The organism is Vogesella mureinivorans (genome assembly GCF_007644035.1).
Lineage (GTDB): Bacteria > Pseudomonadota > Gammaproteobacteria > Burkholderiales > Chromobacteriaceae > Vogesella > Vogesella mureinivorans.
Map to the genome: position 1 here is coordinate 110,340 of NZ_VMTV02000512.1, position 23,956 is coordinate 134,295.

A 23,956-nucleotide genomic window follows, 5' to 3' on the forward strand; every position below is an offset into this window, starting at 1 on the left:
ACGATGGAATCTGGAAGCCTGCCATACAGGCAGGCTGGCCAAGGTGGGTACAGGGGGGCGGCAGTATGGCTATGGCCTGTTGCCGTGGCGATGATCGCCGGGCCAGTTTGGGCGCTGGATGTGCCTGCGGTACCCCTGGTGACGAACGCGTCGACACAGACCCCGTTAAACCTGCTGGTACTGGGTAAAGACCACAAGCTGTTCTACGAAGCCTACGACGACGCGTCCGACCTGGACGGCGACGGCCTGGTGGATACGCGCTACAAGCCCGCTAGCATTGACTATTACGGCTATTTCGACAGCAAGAAATGCTATGTGTACAGCAACAGCAACGGCCGTTTCGACCCGGTGCAGACGACGGCCAACAAGCAGTGCAATAGCGGCAGTAATACGGCGCAGTGGTCCGGTGACTTTCTGAATTACCTGACCACCGCGCGTATCGATGCCCTGCGGCGCGTGCTATACGGTGGCAGCCGCTATCTGGATGAGGCTGTATCCGGCAAGCTGGGCAGCGGCCGTGTTGTGCTGCAGCGCGCTTACATCCCGCAAGATGCCCACGCCTGGGGCAAGCAATACACCAGTATCGCGGTGGACGGGTTCGACTTGAGCCTTTATGCCCCTGCCAGCTGGCTGCCTGCTGGTGGCGAGCGCACGCTGTTTGCCAACGTCACGATTGGTACCGAGACCAATGCCCCGCTGCTGCGCTTGGTCAAGGTGCCTTCCACCGTGAATATATGGAACTGGGTGAGTAAAGAGCGGCCGGTAGCCGGGGGCAACTACGATATCGGTAAGGGCAATGTGTCGATTAACCCTACCGATTTCTATGTACGAGTCAGGGTGTGTGACGCCAGCTTTCCCGAAGACAACTGCAAGAAATACAGCGATGGCAGCCTGCGCCCATCCGGCCTGCTACAGAAGTACGGCGACAGTAACCGCATGCGCTTTGGCCTGCTGACCGGTAGCTTTGACCAGCCGCTGGACGGTGGCGTGCTGCGCAAGAATATCGGCGATATCAGCGACGAAATCAGCACCACCAGTGGCCAGTTCCTGAGCGACAGCAACGGCATCATCAGCACGCTGAACAAGCTGCGGGTCGTGGGTTTCAAAAACTCCGACTGGACCTACGGCTGCGGTTGGGAGATTTCCAACAACCTGGGCAATATCGGCAACTGCCGTAACTGGGGTAACCCGCTGGCCGAGATGATGTACGAGGCACTGCGCTACTATGCCGGCTTGGGCCGCACCTCGGCGTTCAGTGCGTCCACCTCGGTAGATAGTGGTATGGGGCTGCCCGTGGAGGTGAACTGGCAAAACCCCTATGGCCTGGATGGCAGTAACACACCGCGCAATTACTGGTGCGCCAAACCCAATATCACCCTGATCAGCGACGCCTACACCTCATACGATACCGGGCTGCCCGGCTCGCCGTTTGGCAGCGAGAAGCGAGCCAGTCTGGGGAGTTTTGATGCGGCGGATGCCGGCAGCACGCTGTGGAACTGGGAGTTTGCCGGTGACAGCAAGAACATCGCCATCGGCGAGCTCTCCACGGCACCCGATAACGACCTGGCACCAACACTCAAAACAGCCAGCTCCTTTGCCACCATCCGCGGTCATGCACCGGGCGAGCCCACGCGCCAAGGGGGCTTTGGCACATCGCTACTGGCTTACTATGCCCGCAGCAATACCTTGATCAACCCGGCTAGCAGCAACAAGCCCAATGACAGCAGCCTGCTGCCCAAGATCAACACCTACGCGGTGTCCTTGTCCTCGCCGTCGTTGAAAGTGAGTATTCCGCTGGCGGGTAAGCTGGTCACCATCCAGCCCTTTGCCAAGTCGGTAGGCGGTGCGGGAGTCCCCAAGAATGGCTATTACCCCACCGACCAGATTGTGGACTACTACGTGACCCAGGTAGCCAATACGGCATTGTCCAATTACGACGCCAGCGTCAACGGTGGGCGGCCGTACTACAAGTTTTCCATCAACTATGAAGACGTAGAGCAGGGCGCCGACCACGATATGGACGCCATCGCCGAGTACACCATTGCGGTGACCAGCACGGGCAAGGTCAGCGTGGCGGTGGATTCCACCTATGCGGCCGGCGGCATCGACCAGCATATGGGCTACATCATTACCGGGGTAAAGCCGGTAAACAAAGGCCGCAGCGATGGCTTGTACCTGGTGGTGAAAGATATTGGTGGCGGGGCGGTCAACTACGCACTGGACTACCGCGATACCGGCAATAACAGCTGCAAGGCATCGAGCAATGATTTGCCATTGAAGTGCACCCTGGAGTTCGAGGTGGATACCAGTGCGTCGGCAGTAACCAAACTGAACGACCCACTGTGGTATGCCGCCAAGTACGGCGGCTATGCAGACAGTACGCTGGCGAATAGCCCGTCTGCTTTCAACCAGATCTGGGATAACGATGGCGATGGCGCACCGGATAACTACTTTCTGGTAGTGAACCCGCTCCGGCTGGAGGCGCAGCTGGCCGCCGCCTTCGACAGCATCGCCCGGCGTGCTGGCTCGCTGACCTCCGGCAGTGCCACCTCACTCAAGGTGATGGCCGATTCGCTGTATTTCGAAACCACCTTCGATTCGGCCAACTGGACCGGCGAGCTGTCGGCCTATAAGGTGAACCTCAGCAGTGGCGTGGTCGATACCGGTACCACCGCTACCTTGCAATGGTCTGCTGCCGGCAAGCTCACGTCAGAGAAAGTGGCCGGTGCCGACCGCAAGATCATCGCCGGTAGCAATAGTGGCAGCATACCGTTCCGTGCGGCCAACCTGCAGACTGCCGGGGTGCTATCCAGCTTGCGCGAAACCAGCGAAAGCAATGATACCAACGCCCAGAAACGTGTTGATTACCTACGGGGCAGCAGCAGTAACGAAGGCTCCGGCAGCGGCCAGTACCGTGCCCGCACCCAGACCAAGCTGGGCGACCTGCTGCGTTCGGCCCCCCTGTATGTCGGTGCGCCTTACTACCAGGTAGAGCAGAGCAGCGACTACGACACCTTCCGCAGCCATAACCTCACCCGTACCCCCATGGTGTATGTAGGTGGCAACGACGGTATGTTGCACGGTTTCAAGGCTGCCACGGGCGAGGAGGCTTTCAGCTTTATCCCCAAAGTGTTTCTGAAACCCGGCGAGCGCTCCCGGCTGGTGGAGGTGGCACGGCAAGGCTATGCCGCCACCCACCAGAACTTTGTCAACGGCCAGCAGACCCGTGCCGAAGCCAAAGTCGGCCCCCTATGGCGCACCCTGCTAGCCGGGGCGCTGGGCGAGGGCGGGCGCGAGCTCTATCTGCTGGACATTACCCAGCCCGCCAGCGTGTCGGAAAGCAATGCGGCCAACCTGGTGAAGTGGGAGTTCACCAACAGTGACGATAGCGACCTGGGCCTCACCTTTGGCCGCCCCTATATCGCCAAACTGAATGACGGTAACTGGTACGTGCTGGCCCCCAATGGCTATTACGACAAAAGCAGTTTCCCCGCCGCAGATAGCGCTGCCACGCGCAAGGCTGGGCTGTTCATCCTGCCGGTTAACAAAAGCGGTGCCTGGGTCAACCAGCCTGGCAACGCCAGCGGCAGTAACTACTTCAAGCTGATGACGTCGGTGGTGGGCGAAAATGGCCTGTCCGAGCTGCGCCTGGTAGACCTGAACAAAGATGGCAAGGTCGACATGGTGTATGCCGGTGATCTGCGTGGCAACGTGTGGAAGTTCGACCTTGGCAGTGCCACGCCTTCGCAGTGGAGTGTGGCCAGCCAGCCGCTGTTTACCGCCACCGGGCCGGACGGCCGCATCCAGCCCATCGTGGTGGCGCCTGCCGTGGCGTACAACACCGAGCGTAAAGTGGATAACCCCAGTGTGAGCCAGCCCGGGCTGATGGTGTATGTCGGCACGGGCAAATTCATCGAGCAGTGCGACAAAAGCGCCGGCGAATGCGGCAAGAACGATCTGGTACGCAAACGCGAGTCCGCCACCAATAGCGTGTACGGCATCTGGGATTACGGTGGCAGCGTGTGTGGCCGTCACGAGCTGCGGGCGCAGACCATTGAGCCGTACACGGCCACCGGCGGTACGGTGTACCGCACGCTTACCCGGCATGCCGTGGTGTTTCCTCCCAGCCATATCATCGCCACGTCGTGCAGCAACAACGGCAGCCCGCGCACCTTTGTCACGGACAAGCTGCTGGGCGGAACCCAGTACCCGTTTAACGCGACGCCCCCCGCGTCCGACTACCGGCTGGGCTGGTACCAAGACCTGCCGGTCAGTGGCGAGCGCGTGATCACCGACCTGACCCAGACCGCCAAACAGTTGCAGTACCTGACCTATATCCCCGACATCTCGGTCAATGGCTGCGCCACCCAGGCGGCAGAGGGCTACCTGATGGCGGTGAATACGCAGACTGGCGGCGCGTTCAGTGACACATCGATTGTGATGACCGACCAGGTGGATGCCGCGAACAATAGCAAAGTGGCGTATACCGCCGGGGTGAAAGTCAATGCCGCCTTCGGTTACAACCTGTTTGACGCCCCACGGGGCAGCAGCTTTTACAGCATGCAGGACAAGCCCTACCAGCCATTTCTGGTGGGCAAAAACAATGAAGGCTGTGCCAATAACGTCAAGACCAGTGCCGGGCAGACCGTACGGCTAAACGCCGGTGCCAGCTGCAGCCGCACGGTACAGCGCGTGAGCTGGCGCGAGGTGGTGGACGATTGACCGCCTACCCTGCGCGCCAGCAGTGCCGGCGGCGATGGTTGTGGCGTGGGGCTTACCACAGGTGGCCGGGGACATAGGTTACGCCGGCCACCAGTGGGCGGGCGGTGCGTACCACGCCGGCTTTGCTGATGTGCGGCCAACCTTCGGCGTCCAGGCCATCCTGGCAGACTTGCGTATGCAGCTGGCCGCCGGGGTGTTCGATGGTGACTTGCTGTGGCGTAGCCGGGTCGAGCTGTGCCAGGCGGTGCGCCAGCGTGCCGGGAATATGGCAGGCGGCGGCCACGCACAATGCGCCAGTGACGGCGTGGGCGGCGTGGCAGTTCCACGGCACAAAGTAGCGCGAGCAGATCTGCCCACCTGCGGCAGGTGGTGCCAGCAGCACCACTTTGGGCAGTACCTGGCCTGTGACATCGCCCATGCCCATACGTAGCGCAGCCTGGCGTCGCAGTGTTTCTATGCGTGCCAGCAGCGCGCTGTCCGCATCCAGCTCGGCCTTGCTCTCGTAGCCGCTTTTGCCCAGCGCGGCGGCGGCGATGAACACGATAGGGCTGGAAAAATCCACGCAAGACACTTCTACCCCGTCTATCACGTCGATGGCCTGGCCGGTGGGCATCAGCTTGCCGGTTTTGGCGCCGGCGGCGTCCATGAAATTCAGCAGGATGGGTGCGCCGCTGCCGGGCACGCCGTCGATGTGTACATCGCCTTCGTAATTCACCTTGCCGCCCGGTGTCTGTACCACCGCTTCCACTACCTTGCCGGTGTTCTGGTTGTAGATGCGTACCGATGTATGCGGTTTGTCGGCGGCGACCAGGCCGTGTTCCAGCGCAAACGGCGCAACCCCGGCCAGCATATTGCCGCAGTTGGGCGAGGTGTCTACCGAGGCGTTGTCTACCGATACCTGGGCAAACAGGTATTCCACATCGATGCCAGGCCGGCTGGAGGCGGACACCATCACCACCTTGCTGGACAGCGAGTCCCCCCCGCCCAGGCCGTCGATCTGGCGGCGGTCGGGCGAGCCCATCACGGCCAGCAACACCTGGTTGCGGCGTGCTTCGTCCTGCGGCAGGTCGCTGTGCAGGAAGAAGGGGCCTTTGGAGGTGCCACCGCGCATGACGACGCAGGGAATGGGGATCAACATGGTTGTTACCTCGGTAGGGATCATTTACCGGGGCATTGTCGGTACGGCTGTCGTATAAGAGAAATGAATTTATTTCTGCAATTAATGCGCTTTTGTAAATTATAGATCTTGCGCCGGGTAGGCTTTCACCATTTCGTACAGCGCCTGTGCTGCCGGTGACAGCTCGGCCGTTTTGCGGGTAATCAGCACCAAGCCGCGTGACACCACCGGGTTTTGCAGGCGCATTACGCGGATATGCGGGTAGGCATCTTGCTGCAGCGCCAGGCCAGGCAGTACCGCGGCGCCCACGCCTTCGGCCACCAGGCCCAGGGCGGTAGACACGCGCTGCACTTCGTACAGCGACTGCAGGGTGACCTGGTTTTCTTCCAGCGCACGGTCCAGCAGCGGGCGGTTGCCACTGAACTGGCCGATGGAAATCAGCGGGTAGGGCTCCAGATCGCGCCATTGCAGCGTTGGCAGGGCGGCCAGGGGGTGGTCGTCGCGGCACACCAGCACAAATTCGTCTTCGATCAGCGGCACGCCCAGCAGCTCGGCATGGTGGCTGCCGGCAATGGTGATGCCAAACTCGGCCTCGCGCTGTAGTACCGCGCTGGAAACGCCGGCCGAGGTGTGGTCCAGAATCTTGATGTGGTTGTCGGGGTACTGCGCCGAGTAGGCCTGGATGATGCGCGGCAAAAAGCGCACGCCCACGGTAGGCACGCAGGCAATGGTGACACTGCCGCGCTTGAGGCGGCCGGTGTCGCGGATCTCGGTTAGCGAGCCGGCCAGCTCGCCCAGCAGGCGCTTGGCGTGCGGCAGGAACTCCTCGCCCACCCGGGTGAGTGCTACCGAGCGCGTGGTGCGCTCGATCAGCTTTACCCCCAGGTAGTCTTCCAGGTTTTGCAGGCGCCGGGTAATGCCGGCCTGCGACAGAAACAAGCTTTCGGCCGCTGTCTGGAAGCTGCCGCTTTCGGCAATGGCGATAAAGGCTTGTACGCCGATGGTGTCGATTTTCATGCGCTAAGCTCAATAATCTGGCAGATAAATTTACTTTACTACGGTCTGCAAGCTTTGCACACTGGGCTTCGTCTGCTCCGGCAGTACAGCAAAAAGTACTCCCTTGTGTTGGCCACCCGCCGCGGTGGCCATTTTTTTTCACCGGATACTTATCAGTTTTTAGCAATAATCATAAAAAACAATGCATTTAACAAAACAAAAAGACGCCACCACAATGCAGCGCAAGCAGCTGGCAAACGCCTACGCTGCAGGGCAAACACAATACGGAGAGACACCACCATGAAAAAACTGACATCCCCCCTCCTCATGGCCACCTTGCTGCTGGGTTCCCAGGCGGTGTTGGCCGCAGAGCCTATCGTGATCAAGTTCAGCCACGTGGTGGCTGCCGATACGCCAAAAGGCCGTGCTGCCGAGTATTTCAAGAAGCTGGCCGAAGAGCGAACCAAGGGACGGGTGAAGATTCAGGTTTATGCCAACAGCCAGCTGTACAAAGACAAAGAGGAGCTGGAAGCACTGCAGATGGGCTCGGTGCAGATGCTGGCGCCCATCACCAGCAAGTTCGGCCCCATGGGCCTGAAGGAATTCGAACTGTTTGACGTGCCTTACCTGTTCCATACCGAGGACGAGGTGCACAAGGTCACCCGCGGCCCGGTGGGCAAGACGCTGCTGCAAAAGCTGGAAACGCGTGGCATGAAAGGCTTGGCGTTCTGGGATAACGGCTTCCGTGTCTTCAGTGCCAACAAGCCGCTGAAAGTACCGGCCGACATGAAAGGCCTGAAGATCCGCATTAATTCTTCCAAGATCAACCAGTCCATCATTCAGGCTGCAGGGGGCTTGCCGCAGACCATGGCGCTGTCCGAGGTCTACCAGGCCATGCAGACCGGGGTGGTGGATGGGGGCGACGGTAATTTGTCCAACCTGTACACCCAAAAGCAATACGAGGTGCAAAAGTACGTGGTGAACAGCAAGCACTCGTATAGCGGCTACGCCGTGGTGGTGAACAAGGGTTTCTGGGACAAACTGCCTGCCGATGTTCGCGGCATTCTGGAAGGCGCCATCCAGGAGGCCACCGTGTACAACGACACCATGGCAGAGAAAGACACCGCTGACGCCATTGCCAAGATGCGCGCCTCTGGCAAAACGCAGGTCTATGAGCCGACCGCCGCAGAGAAGGCATTGTGGGTAAAAGCCCTGGAACCGGTGCAGAACGAAGTGGCTGCCCGTATCGGTCTTGCCACCCTGAATGCTGCCAAGCAAGCCATGGCCAAGTAAGGCTTTCATCCGAGGGGCGGTACAGCTGTTACCGCCTCTTTCTTTTCGGAGTTCGCTGTGAAATTCATAGACCGACTGGAAGAGTGGCTGATCTCTTTCCTGATTGCGCTGGCGACGCTTATTACGTGTGCCGCCGTGTTCCACCGCTATCTCAGCGGTATTACCTTGCTCCAGCCAGTACTGCTGAACATCAATATGGCCTGGGCGCAGGAGCTGACTATTTATCTGTTTGTCTGGATGGCCAAAATTGGCGCGGCCTATGGGGTGCGTACCGGCATCCACGTGGGGGTCGACGTGCTGATCAACCAGCTGGCGACACCGGTCAGAAACCGTTTTGTCCTGTTCGGCTTGCTGTCGGGTGCCTTGTTTACCGCCATCATTGCCAGCCTGGGTGCGTACTTTGTCTGGGAAAACGGCTTGGCGTACAGCTTTTACCAGCTGATAGGCCATGACAGCGGTGTGTACTACGAAGGCCCGGTGACGCCGGATCTGGAATGGCCTACCTGGATTGTGTATTCCGCCATTCCGCTGGCCTCGCTGCTGATGTGCTTCCGCTTTTTGCAGGTGGCCTGGGTATTCAGCAAAACCGGCGAGCTGCCACAGCATGATCATGGCCACGTAGACGGGGTGGACGAGCAAATCGCCATTGGCGAGGCTTTCGAAGTAGCAGAAGAAATCGAACACGGCGCAGCCGGCAAGACAGGGGGCAGGAAATGAGTGCATTGATCATCTTTGGGATCCTGATTGTGCTGATGCTCACCGGGATGCCTATTTCCATCTCGCTGGGCCTGACGGTACTCACCTTCCTGTTCACGCTGACCGATGTGCCTGTGGAGTCGGTGGCGCTGAAGCTGTTCACCGGGATCGAGAAGTTTGAAATCATGGCCATTCCGTTTTTTATCCTGGCCGGTAACTTCCTGACACACGGTGGCGTAGCACGGCGCATGATCAACTTTGCCTCGTCCATGGTGGGCCACTTGTACGGTGGCCTGGCGCTGGCAGGTATTCTGGCGTGTGCGCTGTTTGCGGCCGTGTCCGGCTCCAGCCCGGCTACCGTGGTGGCCATCGGGTCTATCCTGCTGCCTGCCATGGTAAAGCAGGGCTACCCCAAATCATTTGGCGTCGGCGTGATTGGTACGGCGGGTGGCCTGGGCATTCTGATTCCGCCGTCCATTGCCATGGTGATTTACGCGGTATCGACCAACTCTTCCATTGGCAAACTGTTCGTCGCTGGTGTGGTGCCTGGTTTGCTGCTGGCTTTGGTGCTGATGGCGGTGACCTGGGTGTATGCGCGCAAAAAAGCGTTTCCGCGCCAACCCAAGGCCAGCTGGGCGCAGCGCTGGCAGTACCTGCGCGAGTGCTTTTGGGGCATTTTCCTGATCGTGGTGGTGATGGGTGGCATCTATAGCGGCATCTTTACGGCCACCGAAGCTGCTGCCATGTCGGCACTGTATGCCTTCTGTGTAGCCCTGTTTGTTTATAAGGACATTGGCTGGAAACAGGTACCCAAAGTACTGCTGGATTCGGCCAACATGTCGGCCATGCTGCTGTACATCATTACCAATGCCGTGCTGTTTTCCTTCTTGCTGACTAGCGAAAACATTCCGCAAGACCTGGCGGCGTGGATTTCCGGCCAAGGGCTGTCCCCGTGGATGTTCCTGCTGGTGGTCAATATCCTGCTGCTGGTGGCCGGTAACTTCATGGAGCCATCCTCCATCTTGCTCATTACCGCGCCCATCCTGTTTCCTGTTGCGATGGCATTGGGTATTGACCCGACGCATCTGGGTATCCTGATGGTCGTCAACATGGAAATCGGCATGATCACGCCGCCAGTGGGGCTGAATCTGTATGTATCGTCCGGTATCGCCAAGATGGGGCTGACTGAGGTCACCAAGGCCTGCGCGCCGTGGATTCTGGTGATGATTGCGTATCTGATGCTGATTACCTACGTACCGGCTATCTCGCTGTGGCTGCCCAGAACGCTGGGCATGATGTAATCCACCGCCTGGGCCTTGCCCATGCCTTGCCCCGCGCGCTGCGCGGGGTTTTTTTATGGGTACGCGCAGGGTAGGGGGCGCCACGACTGACATGATGAGCGCGTGCCAGCAGTCCTTAACCCGCCAGAGCATGACTGGCTGCCCTTGTATCACTACCCAGTAAGCAGGGGTGACTCGGTTGATCAAGACAAGTTGCCATAAAAAAGGCCAGCAAAAGCTGGCCAAATCCATGCATCCATGAAAATGCACAGAGGGAAGCTAAGGGAGAGTTAAGTCACTGGCCCCGTCTGGTGACATCTTTACCACGACCTTCCCTTTGGAGCGCCCTTGGGCAAGGTAGGCTAGGGCTTCTTTGGCTTGGTCGAACGGGAAGACTTTATCGATGACGGGCTGGATCTGCTCATCAGCAAGCAGTTGGCCGACCTGGCTCAGCTGGCTACCATCCGGGCGGACAAACATAAACGTGTAGCTGACATCCCGCTTGCTGGCAAGGCGCATGATCTTGCGGCTCATCAGCCCAAAGACAAAGGTCAGCAAGACATTCAGCTGTTTTTTGCGCGCGAAGGCGGCATCCAGAGGGCCGACCAGAGAGACAATGCGGCCGCCTGGCTTGAGGATGGCCAGCGATTTCTCGATAGTGTCACCCTTGACCGTACCGAGTACGGCATCGTAGCCGTGTAGCACGTGTTCAAAATCCTGCTTTTTGTAATCGACGACCTCATCAGCCCCCAGACGCCGAACCAGCTCGACATTGCCCGTGCTGGTGGTGGTGGCGACGGTAGCACCAAGCTGCTTGGCCAGCTGGATGGCAAACGTACCAATCCCGCCCGAGCCAGCCGGGATAAATACTTTCTGGCTGGCTTGCAGATTGGCGTGCTCTTTCAGGGCTTGCCACGAGGTGAGCGCTACCATGGGTATAGAAGCCGCTTGTACAAAATCCAGATTGGCGGGTTTGACGGCGGCTGCATGCTCCGGCACCACGGCGAATTCGGCAATTGCTCCTGTACCCAGATCAAAAATACTGGCAAAAATAGCGTCGCCAGGCTTGAAGCGGGTAACGTTGCGGCCAACCTCTGTGACCACGCCCGCCAGGTCGCTTCCCATGATGGCGGGTAGCTGAAAGCGCAGCACAGGCTTGAATATACCGCTTGGAATCATGTTATCGATCGGATTCAGGCTGGCCGCATGCACTTTTACCAGTAGCTCGTCAGCCTTGATGGCGGGGCGAGGTACATCGGTCAGTGCGATCCCGGGGGATTTGCCGTAGCGCTGGAATGTGAGTGCTTTCATGGTCTGTTTTTTCATCCTTGATTAGTTAGCCAGAAAGCGCAGTACCGCCGGGACAAAGTCCTGGTAATACTGGAAAACACCGCCATGGCCGGCATTGGGGTAGAGCGTGAAGCGGGCATTGGGCAGGCGACGCGCCATATCGGCTGAGTGGCGGCTATCTACCATCAGGTCGTGGTCGCCATTGGCAATAAAAACGGGTTGCGTCACTGTCGCCAGATTGTCCGGGGCACTGAGCCCCGCCGCCCGGATGGCTTGTAGCTGAGCAAGCCTGGCCTGCAAGGAAATACCTTTGTCACGGCCATGGGTGCGTTCTTTCAGGCGGGAAAGGTAAGCTTTCGCCGCACGTTTGCCCTCTGCTGTACGGGGAAAGAACAGAAAGCTTCTTGGGTCGCTCAGCGTGAAAGCCGCTTTAAGGTAAGCCATCATGGCAATACGGGTGATCTTGTCGATACCACCGCCACCCCGAGGCCCCGTACCCGCCAGGACGATTCGGCGCACCAGGTCCGGGGCCTGCAAGGCCACCATTTGTGCCACGCCACCGCCCAGCGAAAAACCCAGCAAATCGACCTGCTGCAGCCCCATGGCGTACAGGAAGGCAATCGCATCGCTGCCCATTTCCTCGATGGTGTGCGGTACCCGGCCACCCGATGCACCCACCCCCCGATTGTCAAAAGTGATGACCCGACGCTGTGCGGCAATGCCGTCGATAACACGGGGATCCCAATCGTCGAGTACCGCCATCAGGTGGTGAAGGAAGATGAGTGGTACGCCCGAGTCAGGGCCTAGCTCTCGATAGGCAAAGCTCACTCCCCCTACATCGATCGTGCGGGTAGGGGCATCTTTCCATAGCACGCGACCCGTTTGCCGACCTGTAGCAGTGGCAGCAACACCTGCTGTTTCCGCTTGTACTGCTGTCATCGTTGTATTGCTGGTGCTCATTAATGAAATCTCCGTACCGAGTAGATTGCTTGCCGCTACAGTGTTAGTATCAAATTGGTACTAACAATATCGCAAACTCACGATCAAGTCACTATCAAAATAGTATGGACTACGAAAATAGCAATCATGAACCCTGCCCCATTGCACGTAGCCTGGCAGTTGCCGGTGATGCATGGAGCCTCTTGATCCTGCGTGACGCCCATGCCGGCCTCACACGTTTTGACCAATTCAGGAAGAGTATGGGTATTGCGCCCACCATGCTGACCCGCAGGCTGGCTGTATTGACAGAGGAAGGCTTGCTGGAAAAGCGGCGTTACTCGGAGCACCCGCCACGCGAGGAGTACTTGCTGACCGCAGCAGGCCGTGATTTCTTGCCTGTGCTGTTCATGATTGGCGCATGGGGTCGCCAATACCGTGGTGGCGGAAAACTGACGCAGTTCTTTGATGCGGAGACCGGCACCGAGATAAAAGCCATCGCTGTGGATGAAGTGACTGGCGCAAAGATCGGGACGCGCCCTATGCGTATGGTTGTGCCCGAGTAGTATTGAAAAGCGTGGGTAGACAGTGGCCTGGGGTAGACGTCAAGGCGACGCAGCAGGCCTGATCACAAAGTGCTTTGCTAAGGATCTGATGCCTTGTCAGTTAGTTGGCCAACCTTGCCACTCGTATACCAGCTAGCATTTGGCTGTTTACATACTGTAAGCAGCTAAATGCTAGACAACAAACAAGGTACGACCCAGGTACTGCCAGACACGGGATGTACAGCGCAGACTATTGCTCATACCGTGTGCCATGCGTAAGTGCATGCTTCCCGCTTGTCGTGGCCGATTAACGTAGCGTTTTCAAGCCGTGCCACCATCCCGACATTTCTTTCTATTGATAGCAGCGCCTCCTCAAACGTCCGGTCTGCTTGTTTGATGACATCCCCCCGGTAGGATGCTGTGCCATGAGCACACATACCTCGCACCCCGACATTATCAAGCGCCTCAAGCGTGCCGAAGGCCACCTCAAGAGCATCATCGCCATGCTCGAAGAGGGGCGCAGTTGCCTTGATATCGCCCAGCAGCTGCAAGCCGTAGAAAGCGCCGTGACCAATGCCAAGAAGACCTTGGTTCACGACCATATCGAGCACTGTCTTGAGCACGCTGTACGCGAAGGCGCACAGCATGCAGATGACACCTTGCGCGAATTCAAAGCCATCACCAAGTACCTCTGAGGCACCGCCATCCATGACGGAGTTTGCTACCCTACTGCAGCAGGGTAATGCCTGGCTGTTTGTCCCTAGCGCCATCCTGCTGGGTGCGTTGCACGGTTTGGAGCCGGGCCATTCCAAGACCATGATGGCTGCTTTTATTGTGGCCATACGCGGTACGCTGGGGCAGGCGGTCTTGCTAGGCCTGTCGGCGACCCTGTCCCATACCGCCGTGGTGTGGGCCGTGGCCATGACCGGCCTGTACTTTGGCCAGAACTGGGACCCGGGCAAGACCGAAGCCTATTTTCAGCTGGCGTCTGCCGTGATTATTGTCGGTGTAGCCGCCTGGATGATCTGGCGCACCTGGCATAACCAGCAATGCGCGCACGACCATGATCATAGCCATCACGACCACGACCATGATGAAGGCCAGACCGTTGATACCGGCCACGGCAAGGTCAGGCTGCAAGTGTTCGAAGATGGCGTGCCACCTCGTTTTCGCTTGTACCACGCAAGCTCACGCGGCCATGTCTGGGCGGCTGAGCATATCAGGGTGGAAACCCTGCGCCCCGATGGGCAGCGCCAGGCTTTTACTTTTGTGCAGCGTGATGGCTTGTGGAGTCCGAGCAGCTCATTCCCGAGCCGCACGAATTTGTTGCACGTCTGAGCCTGGGGCACGGGCAGCATAGTCACGATTACACAGTGCAATACGTTGAACATGACTACCATCACGCTATAAATGATCCTGATGGCCTGAACGTATCGACAGATGGTTATCAAGACCCGCATGAATTAGCCCATGCAAACGATATTCGCCGCCGCTTTGCCGGGCGGGAGGTGACCACCGGCCAGATTGTCATGTTTGGCCTGACGGGCGGCCTGATCTCGTGCCCGGCCTCGATTACTGTCTTGCTGCTGTGCCTGCAGTTGAAGAAAGTCGCACTCGGAGCGGTACTGGTACTGGTGCTGTGTTTCAGTATTGGCCTGGCGCTGACTATGGTGGCTTCGGGTGCGTTGGCCGCACTCAGCGTGCGCCATGCCCGAAAACCCTGGGGCGGCTTTGGGGATTTTGCGCGAAAAGCACCGTACTTCTCTGGTGGCCTGATCATGCTGGTGGGTCTGTACGTGGGCTATCACGGCTGGCTTGCGCTGCCAGCGGCCTAGCAACGTACCCGCAATATTGTTCTTTGATGTGATTCAAGGTCATGCCGATGAATGCCGCCATGATGAGCACTCCCGATGAAGCACCATGGCAAATCGTCATCGCGCAACTGCCATTGGCTTTTGGGCTGGCTGGCCATAATTTTTTGGTACTGCTGGATGACAACGCGCAAGTGGTGTCAGAAATCAATGGTTTGGTGATAGGGTGAGATGGCCGGGTGCGAGCCGTAGGCTGGCGGCCTAGTGATCAATTGCGGGTGGTGATGGGGAGCGGAGCCTGCTACTGCCGAGAAAGCCTGTGCAAAGCAGTGCTCTATGTGGGCCCGAAGCATGCAGCTATGCGGCTGTGGCAGAGAGCAGAAGAAAAGGCATGTGCCATCAACACCCTGGCCCTGAAATATCCGTTTTTAGGCTGCGGTAAAAACAGCAATTCAGTTGCCAGCACCTTGATCCATGCCATGGGTCTGGCGGAGCGTCAGCCTTCGCCGTCGGCAATCATTGATTTTGGCCGTGGCAAGATATTGGCTTGATCATGCTGCTGCCGTGTGCGCGCCACAGGCAGTGCTTTGCCTTGGCGGATGGTGTCTCTGTGCACCTATTGCGGCCAACCTTGCGTGCTTCCGGTCGGGTAATGGGTAATCACCCAGCCAGCGCTTGATGTGCATGCCGTAACTGAAGGTCCGCCATGCCATGGCGCTGATCTCTCGCTATAAAGCAGTACCCCCATCTATACCCATGCGACGGCATGAGGGTCTAGATGGGGGTACGTTTTCGTGTGGATACAGCAGGATATCGCTAGCTTCACATTGACGTCAGGCCCGGTTTTTTCCAATAAAACCGGGCTTTCGTAGGCGTCTTAGCGCAGCTTGGAAATATCCTTCGCGTCCCAGTGCGGGAAGTGCTTGCGTACCAGTGCGTTGAACTCGATCTCGAAGGCGCGCAGGCGGGCCAGGTCGCTTTGGTCCTGGCTGGCGCTGTCGATCTGCGCTTCGCCGCGGATCATGCCGGCGGCCGAGGTGGCGTTGGACAGGCGGTCGATCACGATCAGGCTACCGGTAGCGCGGCACTGGGTGTACGGGTCGAACACCACCGGGGCGGTGAAGGCGATGCGTACCAGGCCGATTTCGTTCAGCTGCAGTTTTTCGGCTTCGAAGGCGTCCAGCGTGTTCACGTCTACGCGGTGCACGATGCGTTCCACGCGGCCGGTAACGGTTTTGCCGCCCAGCTTGAAGCTGTAATCCTTGCCCACGGAGAGCGGGGTTTCGTCCATCCACACCAGGTGGGCTTCTACTGCCTGGCTGACGGTGGGGGCGATCTGGTCTGCGCGCACGATCATGTCGCCACGCGAGATGTCGATTTCGTCGGCCAGCGTCAGGGTAACCGCCTGGCCGCTGCCTGCTACATCCAGATTGCCCTCGTACACCACCACGTTTTCTACCGTGCTTTGCTTGCCGGATGGCAGTGCCACAATGCGGTCGCCGGGGCGGATTTCGCCGCTGGCGATTGTGCCGCAGAAGCCGCGGAAGTCCAGGTTGGGGCGGTTCACGTACTGTACCGGCAGGCGGAAGGCGCTTTGTGCTACGTCGTGGTCTACTTCTACGCTGTCCAGGATGCCCATCAGGGTCTGGCCGTCGTACCACGGCGTGCGCTCGCTGGCGCTGACCACGTTGTCGCCGCGCAGCGCGCTGATCGGCACGAAGCGGATGTCGGCGATGCCCAGGTTGGCCGCAAAGGCCAGGTATTCGTCGCGGATGCGGTTGAAGACGGCCTGGTCAAAGTCCAGTAGGTCCATCTTGTTGATGGCCACCACCACGTGCTTGATGCCCAGCAGGCTCACGATATAGCTGTGGCGGCGGGTCTGGGTTTGCACGCCATAGCGGGCGTCGATCAGGATCACGGCCAGGTTGCAGGTGGAGGCACCGGTGGCCATGTTGCGGGTGTATTGCTCGTGGCCGGGGCAGTCTGCAATGATGAATTTGCGACGGTCGGTGCTGAAGTAGCGGTAGGCCACGTCGATGGTAATGCCTTGCTCGCGCTCGGCTTGCAGGCCATCTACCAGCAGGGCCAGGTCGATGTCTTCGTCGGTGGTGTTGTACTTTTTCGAGTCGCGCTGGATGGCGGCCAGCTGGTCTTCGAAGATCAGCTTGGAGTCGTGCAGCAGGCGGCCGATCAGCGTGGATTTGCCGTCGTCCACGTTGCCACAGGTGATGAAACGCAGCATGTCTTTGTTTTCGTGCTGCTTCAGGTAAGCCAGGATGTCGCTGGCGATCAGGTCGGATTGGTGTGCCATGAGCGTATGCCTTGCATCAGCAAGGTTGGCCGCATGCGGCCAACCTCAGGATATTCGGTAGGGGAGAAGCGGTGGCTTAGAAGTAGCCTTCCATCTTCTTTTTCTCCATCGAGCCGGACGAGTCGTGGTCGATCACACGGCCCTGGCGTTCGGAGGTCTTGGTCAGCAGCATTTCCTGGATGACCTCGGCCAGATTGGTGGCTTCCGATTCGACGGCGCCGGTCAGCGGGTAACAGCCCAGGGTGCGGAAGCGCACTTTCTTGTGCTGGATTTGTGCTTTTTCTTCTTCGCTCAGGTACTGCAGGATGCGCTCGTCGTCGATCATGATCAGCGTGCCGTCGCGCTCGATCACCGGGTGTTCGGCGGCAAAGTACAGCGGCACGAGCTCGATGTTTTCCAGGAAGATGTACTGCCAGATGTCCAGCTCGGTCCAGTTGGACAGCGGGAACACGCGGATGCTTTCGCCTTTGTTGATCTTGGCGTTGTAGAGGTTCCACAGCTCCGGGCGCTGGCTTTTCGGGTCCCAGCGGTGGTTTTTGTCGCGGAAGGAGTACACGCGCTCTTTGGCGCGCGATTTTTCTTCGTCGCGGCGCGCGCCGCCGAAGGCAGCGTCGAATTGGTACTTGTTCAGCGCCTGCTTCAGGCCTTCCGTTTTCATCACGTCGGTGTGCTTGGCACTACCGGCGGTAAACGGGTTGATGCCGGCGTCCACGCCTTCCTGGTTGGTATGCACGATCAGGTCCCAGCCGTACTCGCGGGCCTGTTTGTCGCGCAGGGCGATCATTTCCTTGAATTTCCAGGTGGTGTCCACGTGCATCAGCGGGAATGGCGGGCGGCCGGGTGCGAAGGCCTTTTCGGCCAGGCGCAGCATCACGGCAGAATCCTTGCCGATGGAGTACAGCATCACCGGGTTATCAAACTCGGCGGCGACTTCACGGATGATGTGGATGGACTCGGCTTCAAGTTGCTTGAGGTGAGTCAGCCTCTCCTGACTGATTTTCATCTTTGCGCTCAATTCTCTGGCTGTTTGCATCGCGGCACCCGGGCAGGCGCCGTGCCGGACTTTCCGGCACTGCAAATGTACCGGAGAGCCACTACCCCCGAAAGAATGAATATATATATCTATATGCTATATATGGAGTGGTTTGGTGCTATTGCGGGAATATAGGCATTTTTTGGTTAGATAAAATTATCGACTAAAGCGGGTTTTTACTTAACGAACTGTGACTAGAATGAAGCATGCAGGCGCAATAGTTGTCCAACATAAAAGCCATGGCAGGTGCCCGATGAGCGACAAACCGCTGATTATTGTGATTGACGACGATGTGCTGACCACGGAAATGATCAGCGATGGTCTGGAGGGTCAGTACCGTATTTGTGGCTTTAGCAACCCGCTGGCGGCATTAACGCAGGTGGCGGCCCTGAAGCCGGCGCTGATCCTGCTGGACATCAACATGCCGCAGATGGACGGCTACGAAGTGTGCCGTCGTTTGAAGGCTGATTTTGATACCAGCGATATCCCGGTGGTGTTCCTGTCTGGCCTCACGGCACTGGAAGACCGTGTGGCCGCCTACGATGCCGGTGGCGAAGACTTTACCTCCAAGCCGCTGAACCTGGCGGTGGTGGCCTCGCGCATCGATGCCATTTTTCGCCGCCAGCACGAAAAGGCCGCGCTGGCCACCCAGGCCAGCTTTGCGACGGCTACGGCCATGAACGCCATGAGCAATGCGGCCGAGCTGGGCCTGGTGGTGGATTTCTCGCGCCGCGCCATGGCCTGTGTCGACCTGATGCAGCTGGGGCGCACCCTGCTGGATGCGGTGCAAGGCTTTGGTGTCAGCGGCGCGGTGGCACTGGCCAGCGGCAGCGAACGGCTGGCCCTGAGCCAGGAGGGCGAGGTGAGCGAGATGGAGCGCGGTGTGCTGCAGCTGATTGCCGATTGTGGCCGGGTGGTGGCGCTGGGCAAACGTGTGGCTTTTAACTACGAAGGCGTCACCCTGCTGGTGCGGGACCTGCCAGTGGAGGATGAAGACCGCGCCGGGCGGCTGCGCGACCATTTTGCCGTACTGGGCGAGCTGGTGTCCGAGCGCTTGAAAATACTGGCGCTGCAACAGCGCGTGTCTTACCAGGAAAGCCAGCTGCGTTCGCTGCTACAAACCATCCGCGACGGTATTCATGGCCTGGATGCGCAGCGTCGTGAAGACCGTATGGCGGCCAGTACCTTTCTGGAAACCTCGCTGGGGCGAGTGGAGCGCGACCTGGTGCACCTGGGGCTGACCGAATCGCAGGAGGAGCAACTGATCGCTACCCTGCGCGAGACCAGCTACAAGGTGCTGGACTTGTACCGCGGCGACCCCAAGGCGGTCGAGGCCTTGAAGCAGGCACTGGCGGCGCTGCCGGATCTTTAAACATACGGGGTTGGCCGCCAGGCTGGCCCCGTTTTCACTGCTGCGCCTACTATGTCGATACGCCATCGTTTACTGCTGTGGTTTTTGCTGGGCAGCTTGCTGCCCGTTGTTTTTACCGGCGTGGTGGCTTACCAGCAGGCGCGGGAGAGTTTGCTGGCCGGCTTGTTCGACCAGGTGCGCGCGCTGACCGACGACCGCGTGCGCGAGCTGCAGCACTGGCAGGTGAGCCAGGCCGACCATGTAAAAGTGCTGGCGGCCAACCCTGCCATCCAGCAGTGCCGGGCCAGCCTGAGCCAGGTGATGCGCCAGAGCGGGCCGCTGTCGGCAGCGTATGGTGTGGCGCGCGTTGCGTGTGGCCAGGCACTGGACCTGGGCGGGCTGGATGGGGTGGATGATATTTTGCTGGCCGATGCAGATGGCCGGGTGGTGTACAGCGCCAGGGGGCGGCGGGATTTTGGCGCAGAGCTGTTTCAGGGCGAGCTGGGCCGTACCATGCTGGCAGATGTCGTGCGCAAGGCCTTGCGCCAACCCGGCATGTATTTTGTGCCCTACGATTTTTATTCACCCAGCGGCCGTGAAACGGCGTTCTGGCTAGCCACCATGGTAGAGCAGGGCCAGGTTGCCGGATTCTTCATTGTGAGTATCAGCGATGCTTCGCTCACCCCGATTCTGGCAAGCAGCACCGGCCTGGGGCAAAGCGGGGAGGTGCTGCTGGCCCGGAAGGAGCCGGATGGCAAGGCGCTGGTGATGGGCCCGCTACGCCATCACCCGGATGCCGCATTTCGTTTGCGCCTTACCCGCCGTGATATCGAGCCCCAGGCTATTTTTTACGCATTGCAGGGTCAGCATGGTGCCGGCTTGCGGCTGGATTATCGCGGCGAGCCCGTGTTGGCCGCATGGGCACCCGTGCCTGGCCTGGGGTGGGCGCTAGAGGTGAAGATGGACCAGCAAGAAGCGCTGGAGCCGCTGCGCCAGCTGCAGTGGCGCGTGCTGCAAGTACTGCTGCTGGTGGCATTGGTGATTAGCGTTATGGCTTACTGGGCTTCGCAGCGCTTGCTCCAGCCGCTGCAGGCTTTGGTACGTGCCAGTGTGCATTTGGGCGAAGGCGATACACACACCCGTATCCAGCACCCGGGCACCGATGAAATAGGCGTGCTGGGGCATAGTTTCAATAGCATGGCAGAGCAGCTGGCGCAGTCGCAAAAGCGGCTGTGGAACTACACGGTCGAGCTGGAGGCCAAGGTGGCCGAACATACTGCCGCCCTGATGCAGCGCCAGCAGCAGCTGGAAGACGCCGAGCAGATGGCCAGGCTGGGTTATTACATTGTGGATCTGCAAACGGGTGAGCTGTCATGGTCGCGGCAAATGGCAGACTTGTTGGGTTACCCGGATCAGTTTGGTGCCAGCGAGGTGCTGTTTCGCGCGCGCATTCACCCGGATGACCAAGCGCGGGTATTGGCTGCATACCAGAAGGCCCGGGCCGGGCAATACCGCCTGAACTACCGGCTACAGCTAGCCGGGGAAGTGAAATACGTACAAGAGTACGGGCGCTACGATTTTTCAGAAGAAAGCCAGCCCGTACGGCGTATGGCGGTGATTCAGGATATTTCGCACTATGTGGCAATTCTGGAAGAAAAAACCGCTACCCTGAAAGCGCTGGAGCAAGAGCGCCTGGCGCGCGCCGAACAGGCCGTGGGCCATGCCGAGGCCAAAGCACAGGCCATTTTGCATGCCATCGATGACGGCATTATCGGCTTGAGCATGGATGGCCAGGTGGTGTTCAGTAACCCGGCCGCAGCCAGCATGCTGGGGCTGGCCGTGGCCACGCTGACCGGGCGGGCGCTGGACGATGTGCTGCAGCACCATAACCCGGAAGGCGAGCCCTACGGTACCCCTGGCCCGCTGGCACAAGCGCTGGCCTTGGGGCAGCCTTGCGCCAGCCAGTGGGAGCTGTTTGGTAGTGGCCAGCGGGCGGCCTTTCCGGTGGCGTACGAGCTGCACCTGCTGCCGGAAGGGCATGGCAACCTGGCTGCTGTGCTGTATTTCCGCGATATCAGCGCCCAGCGTGCCAGCGAGGCCAAGCTGGAACAAATGTCACGTGCGGTGACACAGAGCCCGGCTGGCGTGCTGATTACCGATATCCAGGGCGTGATCGAATATGTGAACCCGCGGCTGCTTGCCATGACGGGTTACAGTGAACGTGAAATCCTGGGGCAGACGCCCCAGCTGTTCCAGTCTGGCCAGACCAGCGAACAGACCTATCAGGACTTGTGGCAGGCGCTGCGCCAAGGCCATAGCTGGCACGGTGAGATGCTGAACCGTCGCAAGGACGGCAGCGAGCTGTGGGTGATGCAGATGATCTCGCCCTTGCGCGATAGCGCAGGGCGGCTGACGCACTTTATCAGCATCCAGGAAGACATCGGCGAGCAGAAAGCCCTGGTGCAGCAGATGGAGGCCGCCAGGTTGGCCGCAGAAGCCGCGGCAGCCACCAAGAGCGCCTTTCTGGCCAATATGAGCCATGAAATCCGCACCCCGATGAACGCCATTATCGGTATGGCCGATCTGGCACTGCGCGACACCCTGCCCGAGCGTACCCGGCAGTTTCTGCAAAAGCTGCTGGGCTCGGCACGCGGGCTGCTGGACATCATCAATGACATTCTGGACTTTTCCAAGATCGAATCCGGCCACTTGCAGGTAGAGCAGGTGCCGTTCGACCTGGAGGACGTACTGGGCTCACTGGCCGACATGCTGTCCATGCGCCTGGAGGGTAAGCCGGTAGAACTGGTGTTCGATATCGACCCGACCGTGCCGCCTGTGCTGGTAGGCGACTCGTTACGCCTGGGGCAGGTATTGCTGAACTTGCTGGGCAATGCGGTGAAATTTACCCGCGAAGGCGAAATCATCCTGCGTGTCTGCCCGCAGGCGGGGGCCTGGCATTTCAGTGTCAGCGACACGGGTATCGGCATGAACAGCAGCCAGCAGCAGGGCTTGTTCCAGCCCTTTAGCCAGGCCGATGTATCTACCCAGCGCCGCTACGGCGGTACCGGCCTGGGCCTGGTGATTTCTAGCCAGCTGGTGCGCCTGATGGGCGGGGAGTGTATCGATGTGGCCTCGCAGCCCGGTGTGGGCAGTACCTTCAGCTTTACCCTGCCGCTAGCGGCAGGCGGCGGGCTGAAACAAGCCGGGCCACTGGTGGTAAACCGCGTGCACCTGTACGGGGTGCGGCCAACCTTGACGGCTGTGCTGCAGCGCCAGTTTGCCGCCATGGCGTTGCCGGTACAGACTTTTGCCGGGGTCGGCGCCACGGTCTGCGCGCTGGCCGAGCAGCAGGCGGGCGATGTGTGGCTTGTGGATATTGACCAGCCAGGCTGGGCGCATGTTTTCCAGGATGTGCGCTGGCAGCCCGGCGTCTGGTGCGTCTTGCTCAGTGCCAGGCACCTGGGGCTGGCCGAGGCAAGCCCCTTCACGCCGGCTGGCATGCCGGTTGCCGCCGTGTGGGTGAAACCGCTTACCCCGCAGCGCCTGCGTCATGGCCTGAAGCAGCTGGGGCGCAAGTCGGTACAGGGCCAGGTAGTGCATCCGGCAGCGCACGAACAGTGTCTGGCGGGCCGTCATGTGCTGGTGGTGGATGATGTCTTGCTGAATCAGGAAGTGGTAGCAGCCTACCTGATGGATGCGGGCGCCCAGGTAAGCTACGCCGGTAATGGCGAAGAAGCCTTGCACCGGCTGGCCAGCGAACGGCCAGACCTTATCTTGATGGACTGCCATATGCCGGTCATGGATGGTTTTACCGCTACCGCCCGCATACGTGCCCACCCGCTGTGGTCTGGCATACCGATTGTGGCATTGACCGCCAATGCCTTGAGTGGCAGCCGTGAAGAGGCTATTGCGGCGGGCATGGACGACTACATCAGCAAACCGATCGACCCTGAGAAGCTATTCGCCGTGCTGGCCAGGCTGGGGGTGTCTACGCCGCCTGCCGGCCAGGCAGCAGAGCTGCCTGTGCTGCCAGACCTGGCTGCCGAGGCAGTGCTGGCGGTATCGGAAGACGATGCCTGGCAAGCGCTGGCACACACCGGTGTGCAGCTGCAGGAAGGCCAGGCGCGGGCCATGGGCAAGCGCAAGGTGTATCTGAAATGGCTGCGGCTATTTGCACAGAGTCAGGAAAGCTTCCCGCAAGAAGCCGCGCAGGCGCTGGCGCAGCAAGACCGTGTGCTGTTGCAGCGCTTGGCGCATACTTTAAAAGGGGCAGCCAGCAATGTGAGTGCAGAATCGGTGCGCGAGCTGGCAGAACAGCTGGAAAGTAGTGTGCGTGAGCAGCAGCCCGAGCCGGTACTGGCTGGCCAGTTGGCCGCACTGGTGCCGGTATTCGAGGCGTGCAGGCAGGCTATCGTGCAGCTGCCGGATAGTGATTAGGCAGCGCCAAACCAGGCAGGGAAAAACAAAAAAGCCACCTTTCGGTGGCTTTTTTGTCGAATCCTGGCGTCCCCACGGGGATTCGAACCCCGGTTACCGCCGTGAAAGGGCGATGTCCTAGGCCTCTAGACGATGGGG

General features: G+C 59.6%; 18 protein-coding genes. 12 read left to right on the forward strand and 6 right to left on the reverse strand.

The genetic code is table 11. The annotated features are described in order from the left end of the window. Nucleotides 1-138 precede the first annotated feature (138 nt). Nucleotides 139-4,722 (forward strand): pilus assembly protein, encoded by a 4,584-nt coding sequence (locus FLQ44_RS14230; RefSeq protein ID WP_170252981.1) that lies wholly within the window; start codon nt 139-141, stop codon nt 4,720-4,722. A 52-nt stretch (nt 4,723-4,774) separates the two neighbouring features. Here FLQ44_RS14230 and FLQ44_RS14235 read toward each other — a convergent pair whose 3' ends face one another. After that, entirely contained in the window at nt 4,775-5,860 is a 1,086-nt protein-coding gene (locus FLQ44_RS14235) for a 4-oxalomesaconate tautomerase (RefSeq protein WP_147694945.1), read from the reverse strand. A 99-nt stretch (nt 5,861-5,959) separates the two neighbouring features. Further along, a complete protein-coding gene (locus FLQ44_RS14240) occupies nt 5,960-6,856 on the reverse strand; it encodes a LysR family transcriptional regulator (protein WP_147694947.1) in 897 nt (298 codons plus the stop codon). Nucleotides 6,857-7,135: 279 nt separating this feature from the next. Here FLQ44_RS14240 and FLQ44_RS14245 point away from each other — a divergent pair, with 279 nt between their 5' ends. The 3 genes from FLQ44_RS14245 to FLQ44_RS14255 are packed head-to-tail and all read left to right on the forward strand — an operon-like array spanning nt 7,136 to nt 10,125. Next, entirely contained in the window at nt 7,136-8,128 is a 993-nt protein-coding gene (locus FLQ44_RS14245) for a DctP family TRAP transporter solute-binding subunit (RefSeq protein WP_147694948.1), read from the forward strand. A gap of 57 nt (nt 8,129-8,185) precedes the next feature. Next, the gene (locus FLQ44_RS14250) at nt 8,186-8,845 is read left to right on the forward strand and encodes a TRAP transporter small permease (RefSeq protein ID WP_147694949.1); all 660 of its coding nucleotides are present in this window, start codon (nt 8,186-8,188) and stop codon (nt 8,843-8,845) included. Then, complete coding sequence (locus FLQ44_RS14255; protein WP_147694950.1) at nt 8,842-10,125, forward strand: TRAP transporter large permease; 1,284 nt, start codon at nt 8,842-8,844, stop codon at nt 10,123-10,125. The genes FLQ44_RS14250 and FLQ44_RS14255 overlap by 4 nt, the downstream gene beginning before the upstream one ends. A 258-nt stretch (nt 10,126-10,383) precedes the next feature. On the opposite strand, the gene FLQ44_RS14260 is transcribed toward FLQ44_RS14255, so the two are convergent. Next, entirely contained in the window at nt 10,384-11,415 is a 1,032-nt protein-coding gene (locus FLQ44_RS14260) for an NADP-dependent oxidoreductase (RefSeq protein WP_147694951.1), read from the reverse strand. Nucleotides 11,416-11,436: 21 nt separating this feature from the next. Continuing rightward, entirely contained in the window at nt 11,437-12,354 is a 918-nt protein-coding gene (locus FLQ44_RS14265) for an alpha/beta fold hydrolase (protein ID WP_240801291.1), read from the reverse strand. 104 nt (nt 12,355-12,458) lie between these two features. Here FLQ44_RS14265 and FLQ44_RS14270 point away from each other — a divergent pair, with 104 nt between their 5' ends. From FLQ44_RS14270 to FLQ44_RS14285, 6 genes are all read left to right on the forward strand, one after another. Then, nucleotides 12,459-12,896 (forward strand): winged helix-turn-helix transcriptional regulator, encoded by a 438-nt coding sequence (locus tag FLQ44_RS14270; protein ID WP_147694952.1) that lies wholly within the window; start codon nt 12,459-12,461, stop codon nt 12,894-12,896. A gap of 404 nt (nt 12,897-13,300) precedes the next feature. Next, nucleotides 13,301-13,570: a metal-sensing transcriptional repressor gene (locus tag FLQ44_RS14275; RefSeq protein WP_147694953.1), complete on the forward strand. Its 270-nt coding sequence runs from the start codon at nt 13,301-13,303 to the stop codon at nt 13,568-13,570. 13 nt (nt 13,571-13,583) lie between these two features. After that, the gene (locus FLQ44_RS24615; protein WP_276607863.1) at nt 13,584-14,213 is read left to right on the forward strand and encodes a nickel/cobalt efflux transporter; all 630 of its coding nucleotides are present in this window, start codon (nt 13,584-13,586) and stop codon (nt 14,211-14,213) included. Next, nucleotides 14,162-14,710 carry a nickel/cobalt efflux transporter gene (locus FLQ44_RS24620; protein ID WP_276607864.1) on the forward strand — a complete coding sequence of 183 codons (549 nt, stop codon included), beginning with the start codon at nt 14,162-14,164 and terminating at the stop codon, nt 14,708-14,710. Before FLQ44_RS24615 ends, FLQ44_RS24620 begins: the two co-directional genes overlap by 52 nt. A 47-nt stretch (nt 14,711-14,757) precedes the next feature. Then, entirely contained in the window at nt 14,758-14,916 is a 159-nt protein-coding gene (locus FLQ44_RS23725) for a hypothetical protein (protein WP_170252982.1), read from the forward strand. 129 nt (nt 14,917-15,045) lie between these two features. After that, complete coding sequence (locus FLQ44_RS14285; protein WP_206208889.1) at nt 15,046-15,237, forward strand: hypothetical protein; 192 nt, start codon at nt 15,046-15,048, stop codon at nt 15,235-15,237. A gap of 326 nt (nt 15,238-15,563) precedes the next feature. Here the strand turns inward: FLQ44_RS14285 and cysN are convergent, their stop codons facing one another. Beyond that, nucleotides 15,564-16,997: a sulfate adenylyltransferase subunit CysN gene (gene cysN, locus FLQ44_RS14290; protein ID WP_147694955.1), complete on the reverse strand. Its 1,434-nt coding sequence runs from the start codon at nt 16,995-16,997 to the stop codon at nt 15,564-15,566. Between the two features lie 76 nt (nt 16,998-17,073). Next, a complete protein-coding gene (gene cysD / locus FLQ44_RS14295) occupies nt 17,074-18,000 on the reverse strand; it encodes a sulfate adenylyltransferase subunit CysD (protein WP_206208890.1) in 927 nt (308 codons plus the stop codon). A 283-nt stretch (nt 18,001-18,283) separates the two neighbouring features. On the opposite strand from cysD, the gene FLQ44_RS14300 reads away from it, so the two are divergent. Together FLQ44_RS14300 and FLQ44_RS14305 are read left to right on the forward strand one after the other, a co-directional pair. Next, nucleotides 18,284-19,402: a response regulator gene (locus FLQ44_RS14300; RefSeq protein ID WP_170252983.1), complete on the forward strand. Its 1,119-nt coding sequence runs from the start codon at nt 18,284-18,286 to the stop codon at nt 19,400-19,402. Between the two features lie 51 nt (nt 19,403-19,453). After that, nucleotides 19,454-23,818 (forward strand): PAS domain-containing protein, encoded by a 4,365-nt coding sequence (locus tag FLQ44_RS14305; RefSeq protein WP_147694957.1) that lies wholly within the window; start codon nt 19,454-19,456, stop codon nt 23,816-23,818. Nucleotides 23,819-23,956 lie beyond the last annotated feature (138 nt).